Annotated in this window: 12 protein-coding genes; 8 read left to right on the top strand and 4 right to left on the bottom strand. The window is 68.6% G+C overall.

Annotated elements, in window-relative coordinates; all coding sequences use genetic code 11:
• Window positions 1-248 precede the first annotated feature (248 nt).
• Both ACIP5K_RS11885 and ACIP5K_RS11880 read left to right on the top strand, forming a co-directional pair.
• Window positions 249-2996: a transglycosylase domain-containing protein gene (locus tag ACIP5K_RS11885; protein WP_401408096.1), complete on the top strand. Its 2748-nt coding sequence runs from the start codon at window positions 249-251 to the stop codon at window positions 2994-2996.
• A 128-nt stretch (window positions 2997-3124) separates the two neighbouring features.
• Window positions 3125-4627 (top strand): glycosyltransferase family 87 protein, encoded by a 1503-nt coding sequence (locus ACIP5K_RS11880; protein ID WP_401408094.1) that lies wholly within the window; start codon window positions 3125-3127, stop codon window positions 4625-4627.
• A gap of 92 nt (window positions 4628-4719) precedes the next feature.
• Here the strand turns inward: ACIP5K_RS11880 and ACIP5K_RS11875 are convergent, their stop codons facing one another.
• The 3 genes from ACIP5K_RS11875 to ACIP5K_RS11865 all read right to left on the bottom strand — a co-directional run bounded on the left by ACIP5K_RS11875 (window position 4720) and on the right by ACIP5K_RS11865 (window position 7465).
• On the bottom strand, window positions 4720-5751 hold the full coding sequence (locus tag ACIP5K_RS11875) for an alanine racemase (RefSeq protein WP_401408093.1): 1032 nt from the start codon (window positions 5749-5751) through the stop codon (window positions 4720-4722).
• Between the two features lie 144 nt (window positions 5752-5895).
• Entirely contained in the window at window positions 5896-7017 is a 1122-nt protein-coding gene (femX, locus tag ACIP5K_RS11870) for a peptidoglycan bridge formation glycyltransferase FemX (protein WP_401408092.1), read from the bottom strand.
• 127 nt (window positions 7018-7144) lie between these two features.
• Window positions 7145-7465, bottom strand: a complete 321-nt coding sequence (locus tag ACIP5K_RS11865) for a hypothetical protein (RefSeq protein ID WP_401408091.1) — start codon at window positions 7463-7465, stop codon at window positions 7145-7147.
• Window positions 7466-7753: 288 nt separating this feature from the next.
• Between ACIP5K_RS11865 and rpsF the strand changes: the two genes are divergently transcribed.
• The 4 genes from rpsF (at window position 7754) to rplI (ending at window position 9490) form a co-directional block, all read left to right on the top strand.
• Window positions 7754-8044, top strand: coding sequence for a 30S ribosomal protein S6 (gene rpsF, locus ACIP5K_RS11860; RefSeq protein ID WP_010353482.1), 291 nt, complete (start codon window positions 7754-7756; stop codon window positions 8042-8044).
• A 72-nt stretch (window positions 8045-8116) separates the two neighbouring features.
• On the top strand, window positions 8117-8728 hold the full coding sequence (locus ACIP5K_RS11855; protein WP_401408089.1) for a single-stranded DNA-binding protein: 612 nt from the start codon (window positions 8117-8119) through the stop codon (window positions 8726-8728).
• Window positions 8729-8788: 60 nt separating this feature from the next.
• A complete protein-coding gene (gene rpsR / locus ACIP5K_RS11850; protein ID WP_003949403.1) occupies window positions 8789-9025 on the top strand; it encodes a 30S ribosomal protein S18 in 237 nt (78 codons plus the stop codon).
• Between the two features lie 18 nt (window positions 9026-9043).
• The gene (gene rplI, locus ACIP5K_RS11845) at window positions 9044-9490 is read left to right on the top strand and encodes a 50S ribosomal protein L9 (RefSeq protein ID WP_401408087.1); all 447 of its coding nucleotides are present in this window, start codon (window positions 9044-9046) and stop codon (window positions 9488-9490) included.
• A 226-nt stretch (window positions 9491-9716) separates the two neighbouring features.
• Here rplI and ACIP5K_RS11840 read toward each other — a convergent pair whose 3' ends face one another.
• Window positions 9717-11054 (bottom strand): MATE family efflux transporter, encoded by a 1338-nt coding sequence (locus ACIP5K_RS11840; RefSeq protein WP_401408085.1) that lies wholly within the window; start codon window positions 11052-11054, stop codon window positions 9717-9719.
• A 461-nt stretch (window positions 11055-11515) separates the two neighbouring features.
• Here ACIP5K_RS11840 and dnaB point away from each other — a divergent pair, with 461 nt between their 5' ends.
• Window positions 11516-12994, top strand: a complete 1479-nt coding sequence (dnaB, locus tag ACIP5K_RS11835; protein WP_401408083.1) for a replicative DNA helicase — start codon at window positions 11516-11518, stop codon at window positions 12992-12994.
• Window positions 12995-13133: 139 nt separating this feature from the next.
• Window positions 13134-14258 (top strand): DUF6183 family protein, encoded by a 1125-nt coding sequence (locus ACIP5K_RS11830; protein ID WP_401408081.1) that lies wholly within the window; start codon window positions 13134-13136, stop codon window positions 14256-14258.
• The last annotated feature ends 42 nt before the right edge of the window (window positions 14259-14300 follow it).

Raw genomic sequence — 14300 nt, 5'->3', positions numbered from 1 at the left:
CGTCACATCACCGATTCGCACGCAGTGACTTGCCTGTTTTGGGGTGAACTTCGGCCCTAGGTGGGTTTTGACGGTGCGTAGTCTGTCCGCCATGCAGACCACCGGGAACCGAGTGACGCCTGATGACGTCGTCGTCCCGGGGGGCAGTACGGGTGAGCGCCGGAAGGGGCGCATCCGTATGTCGGGGGGACCGGAAACCAGCCGTCGTCCAGGCGCGCGAGCGCGCCTGCCCGAGGAGTAGTCGTTCGATGAGCGAGCACCGTCGCAAAGCGCCGCCACCGCAGGGTGGCGGGCGTGCCGCGGCCCGTCGTGGAGCGTCCGGAGCACAGTCGGGTCGCCGCGCGGCACCCCGTGGCTCCACCGGTTCACCGTCCGGTTCCTACGACGCCCCGATGTCGTCGGGGTCGTCGGGGCCGTCCGAGGGCGGGACCGAGGACCGTCCCTGGGGCGGGCGGGCCGAGGCGCGCCGCGCCGCCCAGCGCAGTGGTGGAGGAAGGCGCAGGGCCCCCGAGGGCGGCGGCCGCGGTGGAGCCGGTGGTGGCGGCCGTCGTGGCGGCGGCGGCCCCGACGGTCCGAGCGGTCCGGGACGCGGCAGGGGCCGCGGCTCCGGCCGTCCGGAGAAGAAGAAGGGGATCATCGACTACCCGCGCGCCAACAAGGACGGCTGGCGCCGCTGGATGCCGTCCTGGCGGCTCGTGACGGGTGTGGGCGTGGGTTTCCTCGGAAGCCTCATGGTCGCCGCGGGCATCGCCTACGCGCTGGTCGATCCCCCGGACATCGCCAAGACGGCCAAGGCCCAGAACAACGTCTACTACTGGTCCGACGGGAGCCAGATGGTCGCGACCGGTGGGGAGACCAACCGGCAGATCATCAACTACGAGGACATCCCGAAGTCCATGCGCTTCGCCGTCATGTCGGCGGAGAACAAGACCTTCGAGACCGACAAGGGCGTCGACCCGATGGGTATCGCCCGCGCCGTGGTGAACATGGCCAAGGGCGGCCAGACCCAGGGTGGCTCGACGATCACCCAGCAGTACGTGAAGAACGCGATGCTGGACGACCAGTCGCAGACGGTGTCCCGCAAGCTCAAGGAACTGTTCGTCTCCATAAAGGTCGGCCGGACGGTCGACAAGCGGACGATCATGGCCGGCTACCTCAACACCGCGTACTACGGGCGCGGCGCCTACGGGATCCAGGCCGCCGCGCGCACGTACTTCGACGAGAACGCCGCCGACCTGAACGACAGCCAGACGGCGTTCCTCGCCTCCGTCCTCAAGGGCGCGACGTACTACGACCCCGCGGGCTCCCCCGAGATCGACCCGGTCAACGCGACCCGCGAGAAGAACTCGGAACGCGCCAAGGCGCGCTGGGGCTGGATCCTCGGTGAAGAGGTGAAGGACGGACGGCTCACCGCCGCCAAGCGCGCCGAGTACATCGAGGACGGCTTCCCCAAGCTGAAGAGCCCGCGCGCCAACCTCCAGCTGAGCGGTCAGGTCGGCTACCTCGTCGACCTCGCCAAGGCGTACGTGATCAACAACAGCAAGGGCCGGATCAGCGCCAACGACCTGCAAAAGGGCGGCTACGAGATCCACACCACCTTCGACAAGAAGAAGGTGAACCAGCTCGAGAACGCGGTGAAGAAGGTCCGCAAGCACAGCATCAAGCCGGACCAGCGGGAGAAGGACAAGTACGTCCAGTTCGGCGGCGCCTCGGTGAACCCCGAGAACGGCGCGATCGAAGCCATCTACGGCGGCGCCGACGCCACGAAGCACTTCACCAACAACGCCGACGTCACGGGCGCCCAGGTCGGTTCGACCTTCAAGCCCTTCGTCCTGGCGGCCGCCTTCAAGTACGGCGTGCGGAACCCGGACCTGGGGACGGAGCAGCCCGACAGCGCGCGCACCATCGCCTCGCCGAAGAGCCTCTACAGCGGCAAGAACAAGCTGAAGATCCAGAACTACGACGGATCCGTCTGGACGGACAAGGAGGGCAAGGAGTGGCTCCAGACCAACGACGGCGGCGCCTCCTACAACCGTCCGAGCTACCAGATCGACCTGCGTGAGGCGATGCGCGAGTCCGTGAACTCCGCCTACGTGCAGCTGGGCATGGACGTCGGCCTGGACAAGGTGAAGGAGTCCGCGCTGAGCGCGGGCCTGCTGGAGAACAGCTTCGCCAGCGCCAACTACCCCTCCTTCTCCCTCGGCACCTCGGACCCGAGCGCGATCCGCATGGCCGGCGCCTACGCCACGTTCGCGTCCAGCGGCCAGCAGAACGACCCGTACTCGGTGAACGAGGTCTTCCACAAGGGCAACCGGATCTACCGGCACGACGCGACGCCGAAGCGGGCCTTCGACGCGAACGTCGCGGACAACGTGACCGACGTCCTCAAGACGGTCGTCGACAAGGGCACGGGTACGGCCGCGCGGCTGCCGGGCCGTGACGTGGCCGGCAAGACCGGTACCACCGACGGCAACAAATCGGCCTGGTTCGTGGGCTACACCAAGCAGCTGTCCACGGCCATCACGATGTACCGGATGGACGACAACGAGAACTCCAAGAACCGCAAGTTCCTGGAGATGTACGGAACGGGCAACCAGGAGAAGATCCACGGTGCGTCGTTCCCGGCGCAGATCTGGCACGACTACATGTCGCAGGCCATGCAGGGACAGAAGTACGAGTCCTTCGAGGCCCCGCAGCCCATCGGCAAGGTCGTCGGCGAGACCGCCAGCCCGACTCCCACGCCGACGCCGAGCACGCCGCCCACCTCCTCCGCTCCGCCCTCCCCGACGCCGAGCCGGACCTCGGCCGATCCGTCCCCGACGCCGACCGAGTCCTGCAACAAGTGGGACTGGAACTGCAACAACGACGGCGGGATGACCGGCGGCGCGGACGGCGGGACCGACGGCGGACCCTCGACGTCGCCCTCGCCCACCGAGAGCTCCGGAGACATCAGAGGCAACGACAACGGCGGGGGCCTCTTCGGAGGGAACGGCTAGCGCCGACCACGGTGACGCAGCGTGTTTCACGTGAAACACGACGTGCTCCCCGCCGGCCGAGGGCCGTCGCACCGACGGGTGCGGCGGCCCTCGCCCCGTTCCCCGCCGCGTACGGCAGGATGTGCGGCATGCCCAGTGCAGAGACGACGCGTGTGAACCCGCAGCAGCCGGACCCCGTACGGCCGACCAGAGAGGACGAGGTCGCCAGGGCCGGCAGCGAGTTCATCGGCGGCCCCCTCGGGCGGCGGGCGCTGCTCGGCGCCTCCTGGTGGACCCCCGTGCGCGTCATCGTGCTCGTCATGCTCGGCATGTTCGCGCTGGGCATGGTGCAGAAGTTCCCCTGCTACGACGGCGCCTGGTTCTACGGCGCCAGCTCCCAGTACACGCACGCCTGCTACTCGGACATTCCGCACCTCTTCCAGGGACGCGGCTTCGCCGACGGCCTCGTGCCGTACTTCGACAAGCTGCCCGGCGACATGGACTACCTCGAGTACCCGGTCCTCACCGGTGTGTTCATGGAGGTCGCCGCGTGGCTGACGCCCGGCGGCGGCACCATCCAGCACCAGGAGCAGGTCTACTGGATGGTCAACGCCGGGATGCTGATGATCTGCGCGGCGGTCATCGCCGTGTGCGTCGCCAGGACCCACCGCCGGCGGCCCTGGGACGGTCTCCTGGTCGCCCTGGCGCCCGCGTTCGCACTGACCGCCACCATCAACTGGGACCTGTTCGCCGTGGCCCTCACGGCCGCCGCGATGCTCATGTGGTCGCGCGGCCGCACCCTCGCCTTCGGCGTGCTGCTGGGACTCGCGACCGCCGCCAAGCTCTATCCCTTCCTGCTCCTGGGACCGCTGCTCGTGCTGTGCTGGCGGGCCGGCAGGTGGCGGGAGTTCGGCGTGGCGACGCTCGGGGCGGTCGTCTCGTGGCTGGTGGTGAACCTGCCGGTGCTGATCCTCGCGCCCGAGGGCTGGTCGAAGTTCTACACGTTCAGCCAGGAGCGCGGCGTCGACTTCGGCTCGTTCTGGCTGATCCTCTCCCAGCACATGGACACGCCGCTCAGCACCGACGTGGTCAACACCCTCGCCACGGCCCTGATGGTGCTCTCCTGCCTCGGCGTGGCGGCGCTGACCCTCACCGCCCCGCGACGGCCCCGCTTCGCCCAGCTGGCGTTCCTGGTGGTCGCTGCCTTCATCCTGACCAACAAGGTCTACTCGCCGCAGTACGTACTGTGGCTGATCCCGCTCGCGGCCCTGGCGCGGCCCAAGTGGCGGGACTTCCTGATCTGGCAGGCCTGCGAGGTCGGCTACTTCCTCGGGATCTGGCTGTATCTCGCCTACACGACCAGCGGCGACAAGCATCAGGGCCTGCCGACCGACGGTTACCAACTGGCGATCGCGGTGCACCTCCTGGGCACGCTCTACCTGTGCGCCGTCATCGTGCGGGACATCTGGCTGCCCGAGCGGGACGTGGTGCGGCGGTCCGGGGACGACGACCCCTCGGGCGGTCCGCTGGACGGCGCGGAGGACGTCTTCGTCCTCGGGTACGCGGCCCATCCCCCGCGGCACGCCGCCCACGGGGAACAGCCGCCCACGGCGGTGGACTGGGGCAAGAGCCCCGACGGTTCACGCCACTGACCGGACACGGACACGGATGCGGGACGGGCCGGACACTGTGCCAGTGTCCGGCCCGTCCCGTGCTCGTCGTGCGTCGTGCGTCGTGCTCCGGCTCAGCGCTCCACGATCCGGTCGAACTGCGTGGTGGTGTGCCGCAGGTGGGCCACCAGCTCCTCGCCGACCTTCGGCTCGGCCGCGTCCGACGGCACGAACAGGATCGAGACCTGCATGTGCGGCGGCTCGGCGAACCAGCGCTGCTTGCCCGACCAGACGAACGGCGCGAGGTTGCGGTTCACCGTCGCCAGGCCGGCCCGGGCGACGCCCTTGGCGCGCGGCATGACGCCGTGCAGCGCCTTCGGGGCCTCCAGGCCCACACCGTGCGACGTACCGCCCGCCACGACCACCAGCCAGCCGTCGGAGGCCGCCTTCTGCTGGCGGTAGCCGAACCGGTCGCCCTTGGCGACGCGCGTGACGTCCAGCACCGCGCCGCGGTACTCGGTCGCGTCGTGGTCGCCCAGCCACAGCCGGGTGCCGATGCGCGCGCGGAAGCGGGTCTGCGGGAACTGCTGCTGGAGCCGCGCCAGTTCGTCCGCCTTGAGGTGGCTGACGAACATGGTGTGCAGCGGCAGCCGGGCCGCGCGCAGCCGGTCCATCCAGCCGATGACCTCCTCGACGGCGTCCGAGCCGTCGGTGCGGTCCAGCGGCAGGTGGATCGCGAAGCCCTCCAGGCGGACGTCCTGGATGGCGTGGGCGAGCTGGGGCAGGTCCTGCTCGGTCACGCCGTGCCGCTTCATCGAGGACATGACCTCGATGACGACGCGGGCGCCGACCAGGCCGTGCACCCCGTCGACGGAGGAGACGGAGCGGATGACGCGATCGGGCAGCGGAACCGGTTCTTCGCCGCGCCGGAACGGGGTCAGGACCAACAGGTCACCGCTGAACCAGTCCTTTATCCGGGCGGCTTCGTACGTGGTCCCCACGGCGAGGGTGTCGGCGCCGAGGCGCGTGGCCTCCTCCGCCAGCCGCTCGTGGCCGAAGCCGTAGCCGTTGCCCTTGCAGACGGGGACGAGCCCCGGAAACTGCTCGAGCACGTGCTTGTGATGTGCCCGCCAGCGCGCGGTGTCGACGTAGAGCGTGAGCGCCATGGCCGGTCCCGGAACCTTTCTCGTGGCTGCGGTGTAGCAGAGGTATGAAGAAACTTTGGAGCTACATGGATTGTGCCGGGTCCGCGGGGCGGGCGGTGCCTGAAGTGACGTACCGAACCCCGGCGGGACCGGTTCCGGCCCCCGTCAGCGTCGCGACATGTAGATGTCGAGCGCCTTGTGGAGCAGCTTGTTGAGCGGGAAGTCCCACTCGCCGAGGTACTCGGCGGCCTGGCCGCCCGTGCCGACCTTGAACTGGATCAGGCCGAAGAGGTGGTCGGTCTCGTCGAGCGAGTCGGAGATGCCGCGCAGGTCGTAGACGGTCGCCCCCAGCGCGTAGGAGTCGCGCAGCATGCGCCACTGCATCGCGTTCGAGGGGCGGACCTCGCGGCCGATGTTGTCGGAGGCGCCGTAGGAGTACCAGACGTGCCCGCCGACGACGAGCATCGTGGCGGCCGACAGGTTCACCCCGTTGTGCCGGGCGAAGTACAGCCGCATGCGGTTGGGGTCCTCGGAGTTGAGGGCCGTCCACATGCGCTGGAAGTACGAGAGCGGGCGCGGCCGGAAGTGATCGCGCTCGGCCGTGATCTCGTACAGGCGCTGCCACTCGGCGAGGTCCTGGTAGCCGCCCTGGACGACCTCGACACCGGCCTTCTCGGCCTTCTTGATGTTCCGGCGCCACAGCTGGTTGAAGTTCTTGTGGACCTCTTCCAGGGACCGGTTGGCGAGCGGCACCTGGTAGACGTAGCGCGGCTGGACGTCGCCGAAGCCGGCGCCGCCGTCCTCGCCCTGCTGCCAGCCCATGCGGCGCAGCTTGTCGGCCACCTCGAAGGCGCGGGGCTCGATGAAGTCGGCCTCGACGTCGCGCAGGCGCTTCACGTCGGGGTCCTGGATGCCCTTCTTGATGGAGGGGGCCTCCCAGCGCCGGATGATCACCGGCGGGCCCATCTTCACCGAGAAGGCGCCCTGCTGCTTGAGGTGCGCCAGCATCGGGCGCAGCCACTCCTCCAGGTTCGGGGCGTACCAGTTGATGACCGGGCCCTCGGGCAGGTACGCGAGATAGCGCTTGATCTTGGGCAGCTGGCGGTACAGGACCAGGCCCGCGCCGACCATCTCGCCGTTCCTGTCGTCGAACCAGCCCAGGCTCTCCGAGCGCCACTCAGCCTTCACGTCGGCCCACGCCGGGACCTGCATGTGGCTCGCCGACGGCAGGCTCTGGATGTATGCCAGATGCTGCTCTCGGCTGATGGTCCTCAGGGTCAGGCTCATTCGGGGCGCTCCTCGGGCTGGTGTGTCCCCATGGATACAGGGGCTCCGGCTCTCGCGCCGAAGCCTACTGTGCCCCGTGAGCGCCCCGACTGGCCGTGTCGGAGTAAGTCCGCGCGAAGCGGCGGGCTCAGCCGATGACCCCGCCGAAGAGGCCGCCGTGGGCCATGCCGATGAAGAAGCCGACGGCCGACGCCCCCAGCCCGAGGATCAGGCCGAACCGCTCCCTGGTGGTCGCCGAGACGTACTGGCCGTAGGCGCCGGTGAAGATCCCGACGAGCCCGGTCCAGGAACTGAGGAGATGGAGGTTGCTCCAGATCGAGGTGATGAGCGCGATCAGGCCGAGCACCGCGGTCACGTAGAGCAGGGTGTCGGGGAGCGGATGGGCCTTGCCGTCGCTGGCGAAGAGGGAGCCGGCGCTCGTGCTGGTGGGTCGCATTGCTTGTGCCATAGGGCACCTCCTGCGGAAGGCGGCGCATGGTAGCGCCGTACACACCCGATGTGTACAGACTGCGGTCGAACCCTGTCGGATTTCAACCGGAAGCCGGGGTGCGGGTAGTCTGTACCGTCTGCATCAGTGTCTGCCCACGTCCCGTCCAGGGACTGATACCCACTGAACTGCGCGGTTCTCCCTCGGAGGGCCGATTGTCAGTGGTGGCCGATACGGTTGCTCACGCATAAACAACCCTCCTGCCACGGAACGACCGTGGCCGCTGAGTCCAAAGGAGGTGGGTTCCACATGCGTCACTACGAGGTGATGGTCATCCTCGACCCCGATCTGGAGGAGCGCGCTGTCGCCCCCCTGATCGAGAACTTCCTCTCCGTCGTCCGTGAGGGCAACGGAAAGGTCGAGAAGGTCGACACCTGGGGCCGTCGTCGTCTCTCGTACGAGATCAAGAAGAAGCCCGAGGGCATCTACTCGGTCATCGATCTGCAGGCTGAGCCCGCGATCGTCAAGGAGCTCGACCGCCAGATGAACCTGAACGAGTCGGTCCTCCGGACCAAGGTCCTCCGCCCCGAGACCCACTGAACCTCCCGGTTCAGCCACTCGGGATTCGAGTAGCAGCAAGCAGTCCGCAGCAAACCCGCCGAGAGGTACCCCATGGCAGGCGAGACCGTCATCACGGTCGTCGGCAATCTTGTCGACGATCCCGAGCTGCGCTTCACCCCCTCCGGTGCGGCGGTCGCGAAGTTCCGTGTCGCGTCCACTCCCCGCACCTTCGACCGGCAGACCAATGAGTGGAAGGACGGCGAGAGCCTGTTCCTGACCTGCTCGGTCTGGCGTCAGGCGGCGGAGAACGTCGCGGAGTCGCTCCAGCGAGGCATGCGCGTGATCGTGCAGGGCCGGCTGAAGCAGCGGTCCTACGAGGACCGTGAGGGCGTCAAGCGCACGGTCTACGAGCTGGACGTCGACGAGGTCGGCGCCAGCCTGCGCAGCGCCACGGCCAAGGTCACCAAGACCAGTGGCGGTGGCGGCGGTCGCGGTGGCCAGGGCGGCTACGGCGGCGGCGGTGGCGGCGGCCAGCAGGGCGGCAGCTGGGGCGGTGGCTCCGGCGGCGGTCAGCAGCAGGGTGGCGGCGGCGGTGCTCCCGCCGACGACCCCTGGGCGACCGGCTCGCCCGCGGGCGGCGGCCAGCAGGGCGGCGGCGGTGGCGGCTGGGGCGGAAGCTCCGGCGGCTCCGGCGGCGGCTACTCGGACGAGCCCCCCTTCTAGGGACGCGCCCTCCGGGGCCGGGCTCGCACCCACACTTCTTGATCACACAGGAGAAACACCATGGCGAAGCCGCCTGTGCGCAAGCCTAAGAAGAAGGTCTGCGCTTTCTGCAAGGACAAGGTCACGTACGTGGACTACAAGGACACGAACATGCTGCGGAAGTTCATTTCCGACCGCGGCAAGATCCGTGCCCGCCGCGTGACCGGCAACTGCACGCAGCACCAGCGTGACGTCGCCACGGCCGTCAAGAACAGCCGTGAGATGGCGCTGCTGCCCTACACGTCCACCGCGCGATAAGGGAAGGGTGACCGAAAAATGAAGATCATCCTGACCCACGAGGTCTCCGGCCTCGGCACCGCCGGCGACGTCGTCGACGTCAAGGACGGGTACGCCCGCAACTACCTGGTCCCGCGTGGTTTCGCGATCCGCTGGACCAAGGGTGGCGAGCAGGACGTGGCGCAGATCCGCCGCGCCCGCAAGATCCACGAGATCGCGACGATCGAGCAGGCCAACGAGGTCAAGGCCAAGCTCGAGTCCGTCAAGGTCCGTCTGGCCGTCCGCTCCGGCGACGCCGGTCGTCTCTTCGGTTCCGTCACCCAGGCCGACGTCGCTTCGGCGATCGAGTCCGCGGGTGGCCCGAAGGTCGACAAGCGCCGTGTCGAGCTGGGCTCGGCGATCAAGACGCTGGGCGCCCACGAGGCGACCGTGCGTCTGCACCCCGAGGTGTCCGTCAAGGTCAACGTCGAGGTCGTCGCTGCCTGAGCACTGCCCTGAGCAGCGCTGAAGCCAGTTGTGGGGCCCGCACCCTTCGGGGTGCGGGCCCCATCTGCGTGTCGTGGTGCCAGGGGTGTGCCGGGACGGCGGGCCGGAGCGCGAGGTCTCGCCGTTTCACGTGAAACGGCGATCCGGTGGGCCGCGGCGGTCAAATTTCGGGTGTTCGGGTGGTCGGCTTTCGGGGAGACGGTGCTCGCGGCGGGCGTCCGTGCCGTCAGCGGATCGCGCCGGTGACGGCCCAGCGGCCGGAGCGGTAGCGCATCCAGAGGGTCACCATCCGGACCGCCATCATCAGCGTCATCGCCGCCCAGACGGCCGTGAGCCCTCCGCCCAGGACGGGGACCAGGAGGGCGACCGGGGTGAAGACCGCCAGGGTGATCAGCATGGCCCAGGCGAGGTACGGTCCGTCGCCCGCGCCCATGAGGACTCCGTCGAGCACGAAGACGATGCCGCAGACGGGCTGGGAGAGCGCGACCACGATGAGAGCGGGCAGCGCCGCGTCCTGGACGACCTGGTCGCTCGTGAACAGGGGGACGAAGAGCGGGCGCGTGGCGACCACCAGGACGCCCAGGACGACTCCGGCCGTGATGCCCCACTGCACCATGCGACGGCAGACGTCGCGGGCTCCCTCGGCGTCGTCCGCTCCCAGATAGCGGCCGATGATCGCCTGACCCGCGATCGCGATGGCGTCGAGGGCGAAGGCCAGCAGGCTCCAGAGGGACAGGATGATCTGGTGGGCGGCGACGTCGGCGTCACCGAGCCGGGCCGCGACCGCCGTGGCGATCATCAGGACCGCGCGGAGGGCGAGGGTGCGGACCAGCAGCGGGGTGCCTGCCTGGGCGCAGGCGCGGATGCCGGGCAGGTCGGGGCGGAGCGAGGCGCCGTGCCGGCGGGCGCCCCGGACGACCACGATCAGATAGATCGCCGCCATGCCGAACTGTGCGATGACCGTGCCCCAGGCGGATCCCGCGATGCCGAGTCCGGCGCCGTAGACCAGGGCGAGGTTGAGCACGCCGTTGGCGACGAACCCGGCGACGGCCACGTACAGCGGGGTCCTGGTGTTCTGGAGTCCGCGCAGGACGCCGGTCGCGGCGAGGACCACGAGCATCGCGGGGATGCCGAGGGTGGAGATGCGCAGGTAGGTGGTGGCGTACGGGGCCGCGGTGTCCGAGGCGCCGAAGAGGCCGATCAGGCCCGGTGCGGTGGGCAGCACGACCGCGACGACGGCGGCGCCCAGGAGGAGCGCGAGCCAGATGCCGTCCATGCCCTGCTGGATCGCGGCCCGGGTGTCGCCCGCGCCGACCCGCCGGGCGACGGCCGCGGTGGTGGCGTAGGCGAGGAAGACGAAGATGCTGACCGCCGTGGTCAGCAGGGCCGAGGCGACGGCGAGCCCCGCCAGCTGGGAGGTGCCGAGGTGGCCGACGATGGCGCTGTCGGCCATGAGGAAGAGCGGCTCCGCGACGAGTGCGCCGAAGGCCGGAACGGCGAGAGCCACGATCTCTCGGTCGTGCCGTCGTCTGGCGGCTTTGGGCGTCACGGGAGCCTGTGTCATGGGCACCAATCTAATCTTCCACAGGTAAGAGATGCAATGCCATTAAGACCCTTACTTGGTGCCCGCTCTCGTACGGTGTCGAACGCCCTGTGCGGAGATCTTGGGCCGACTGGGAAAGTTTTTCTCCTGCACAGCCGGTGGACGGGATAAGGGCAGGTCAGATGGGTTGCGCAGGAATGGCTGAGGGCTTGTTCACAGGGCTGTCCACCGGGTCGTGCACAGGATTTCCCCAGTTCTCCACAGAGAGAGCGCCGTCTTCCACAGAGCCTGTGGATAACCAGATTGGCTGACGGTGCGGAGGCGCCTACGGTGGAGCGGCGCCCACTGTGTCCGCCGACCTCGGAAACCTGCACATATCCGACGCGTCAGAACCGGACTCGGGCCCCTTTATTTGTCAGTGTCGTGCCGTAGGAATGACGGGCACGGCGAGGTCCGCTCGGCGGACGGGAGGAGGTGGCCCGGTGAGTATCTCCGAGCCGTTGGACGACCCCTGGGCCGACAGCGGTCCCAGCGATCGCCTGCCCCCTTCCCGGGAGCGCCGGGGCGGTGGTGGCCGGCAGGGCGACCAGCACGAGCGGGGCCGCGAGGACAGCGGCTGGGACGACGGTCCCGCCACGTTCGAGCGCGTTCCGCCGCAGGATCTCGACGCCGAGCAGTCCGTGCTCGGCGGCATGCTGCTGTCCAAGGACGCGATCGCGGACGTGGTCGAGGTCCTCAAGGGCGCCGACTTCTACAAGCCCGCCCACGAAACGATCTTCCAGGCGATCCTCGACGTCTACGCCAAGGGCGAGCCGGCCGACCCGATCACCATCGCCGCCGAGCTGACCAAGCGCGGCGAGATCAACAAGGTCGGCGGCGCATCGTATCTGCACACCCTCGTCCAGACGGTTCCGACGGCGGCGAACGCCGAGTACTACGCGGAGATCGTCCACGAGCGTGCCGTCCTGCGCCGGCTCGTCGAAGCGGGGACGCGCATCACGCAGATGGGATACGCGGCCGACGACGACGTCGACGAGATCGTCAACAGGGCGCAGGCCGAGATCTACGCCGTCACCGAGCAGCGCACCAGCGAGGACTACCTCCCGCTCGGCGACATCATGGAGGGCGCGCTCGACGAGATCGAGGCGATCGGCTCGCGCAGCGGCGAGATGACCGGTGTGCCGACCGGGTTCACCGACTTCGACTCGCTCACCAACGGTCTGCACCCGGGCCAGATGATCGTCATCGCGGCCCGCCCCGCCATGGGCAAGTCGACGCTGGCGCTGGACTTCGCACGGGCGGCGTCCATCAAGAACAACCTGCCCAGCGTCATCTTCTCCCTCGAGATGGGGCGCAACGAGATCGCGATGCGTCTGCTGTCCGCCGAGGCGCGCGTGGCACTGCACCACATGCGCTCGGGCACGATGACGGACGAGGACTGGACGCGGCTCGCGCGCCGGATGCCCGAGGTGTCGGCCGCACCGCTCTACATCGACGACTCCCCGAACCTGTCGATGATGGAGATCCGGGCGAAGTGCCGCCGCCTGAAGCAGCGCAACGACATCCGGCTCGTGATCATCGACTATCTGCAACTGATGCAGGCCGGTGGCTCGAAGCGCTCCGAGAGCCGTCAGCAGGAGGTCTCGGACATGTCTCGAAACCTGAAGCTGCTGGCCAAGGAGCTGGAGGTCCCGGTGATCGCGCTCTCGCAGCTGAACCGTGGCCCCGAACAGCGCACCGACAAGAAGCCGATGGTCTCCGACCTGCGTGAGTCCGGCTCCATCGAGCAGGACGCCGACATGGTCATCCTGCTGCACCGCGAGGACGCCTACGAGAAGGAGTCGCCGCGCGCGGGCGAGGCCGACATCATCGTCGGCAAGCACCGTAACGGCCCGACGGCCACGATCACCGTCGCGTTCCAGGGCCACTACTCGCGCTTCGTGGACATGGCGCAGACCTGAGGGTGCCTTGTAGGTTCCGCGCCGGCGTGTCCCTTTCCGCGTCGCCGTGTCCCCTGATCGGCCCTTGGGTGAGCCCGGCGGTCACCCTGGCCGGCTTAATGAAGTGAGGCAGGGCTGTCGGATCCCTAGGCTCAGGGGCGTGGTTGATCAGATACAGAAGATCGTGACGGAGCTGCCGGATCTCGAAAACGTCGCTGGCGTGTGGGCTGTGGCCGACGGGTGGGTCGCGCAAGGGGACGCTGTCTCCGCCGCAGACCTCGGTATCGCTCTCGCCAAGACGTACGGGGCCAGGGAGCAGATGTGGCAGTACAGCAGTGTCTTCGACCATGTGCTTCGGCTGCTGGCCACCACAGGCGGTTCTGAGAACGCCACCCAAGCAGTGCGGTTGGCCTCATCGACGGCGGACACCAGCAGGAAACTGGACCGCTACGCTGCCTCGCTGCTGGCTTCCGGTCACGAGGCCACGGACCTGAGCGTGGCGTTCACAGGCCGTGCTTCGGAGGAGCTTCGAGCCTGTCTGGTCCACGAACTGGTTCTCAGGGGTGTAGTCGTGGAGGAAATCCCGGCGATCGCGGGGTGGGCGGCGTCGCCGCATTGGAGTCATCACCCGCTGCGTTGGCTGCCCATGGCACTGTCCGATGTCGAAGCATCTCTCGATCTACCGAGCTACAGCACCCGTGGCAGCAGTCACTCGATGCCGTACGAACCGTCCAAGAGCAGCAAACCGGCGGTGATCGCCCACACGGACGTCCCATCGTGGGTGGATGTGACGACAGAGGCGGTCGGCACTGCCATGGCCGCGGCCGTGGCGAGCTGGGCCGAAGAGTCCAACGGGCGTATCGAGGCGAGAGCTTTCGACCTCGCCGCACCTCTGGACACCGCCTCGGTCACGAACGCGCTCCTGGCTCTGGGGCTGGATTGTCTGCGAGGCGTGGGGAAGAAGGCCCCCCTGTCCGTCGCGGTCCAGTCAGCGGCCCAGGTATGGCGAGTGCTCTTCGCGGCAGCATCCACCGGCGGGGCGTACAACTCCGGATCCCGCGGTGCTTACGGCCGGTTGGCGGCCTGGCGGTCCTTCGCCGCTCTGGGTGGATGCCCGGAAGGCGCTCCCTTCGCAGAGGTGGAAGCCCGGGCAGCGGACTGCACCTGGTACGGCTTCGAGGCCAAGACGACGTGGTTCGAGCAGGTGGCCTGGGATGTCGGTCTCGCCGCTCTCACTCCAGACCGCCGACGACTGCTCGTGCTGGCTTCAACCGATACTGACTGAGGTGCCCGAAGCTCCCGCATTCGTGAGCTGGAGCGCCCAGCA

The sequence above is a fragment of the Streptomyces sp. NPDC088785 genome, from assembly GCF_044750685.1.
GTDB lineage: Bacteria > Actinomycetota > Actinomycetes > Streptomycetales > Streptomycetaceae > Streptomyces.
This window is presented reverse-complemented; position numbering and strand designations above follow the sequence as displayed.

Excerpts from the sequence above, each read along its gene's own strand:
- ACIP5K_RS11885 (WP_401408096.1), top strand. The coding sequence starts at position 249 with ATGAGCGAGCACCGTCGCAAAGCGCCGCCACCGCAGGGTGGCGGGCGT.
- ACIP5K_RS11880 (WP_401408094.1), top strand. The coding sequence starts at position 3,125 with ATGCCCAGTGCAGAGACGACGCGTGTGAACCCGCAGCAGCCGGACCCC.
- ACIP5K_RS11875 (WP_401408093.1), bottom strand. The coding sequence starts at position 5,751 with ATGGCGCTCACGCTCTACGTCGACACCGCGCGCTGGCGGGCACATCAC.
- femX (WP_401408092.1), bottom strand. The coding sequence starts at position 7,017 with ATGAGCCTGACCCTGAGGACCATCAGCCGAGAGCAGCATCTGGCATAC.
- ACIP5K_RS11865 (WP_401408091.1), bottom strand. The coding sequence starts at position 7,465 with ATGGCACAAGCAATGCGACCCACCAGCACGAGCGCCGGCTCCCTCTTC.
- rpsF (WP_010353482.1), top strand. The coding sequence starts at position 7,754 with ATGCGTCACTACGAGGTGATGGTCATCCTCGACCCCGATCTGGAGGAG.
- ACIP5K_RS11855 (WP_401408089.1), top strand. The coding sequence starts at position 8,117 with ATGGCAGGCGAGACCGTCATCACGGTCGTCGGCAATCTTGTCGACGAT.
- rpsR (WP_003949403.1), top strand. The coding sequence starts at position 8,789 with ATGGCGAAGCCGCCTGTGCGCAAGCCTAAGAAGAAGGTCTGCGCTTTC.
- rplI (WP_401408087.1), top strand. The coding sequence starts at position 9,044 with ATGAAGATCATCCTGACCCACGAGGTCTCCGGCCTCGGCACCGCCGGC.
- ACIP5K_RS11840 (WP_401408085.1), bottom strand. The coding sequence starts at position 11,054 with ATGACACAGGCTCCCGTGACGCCCAAAGCCGCCAGACGACGGCACGAC.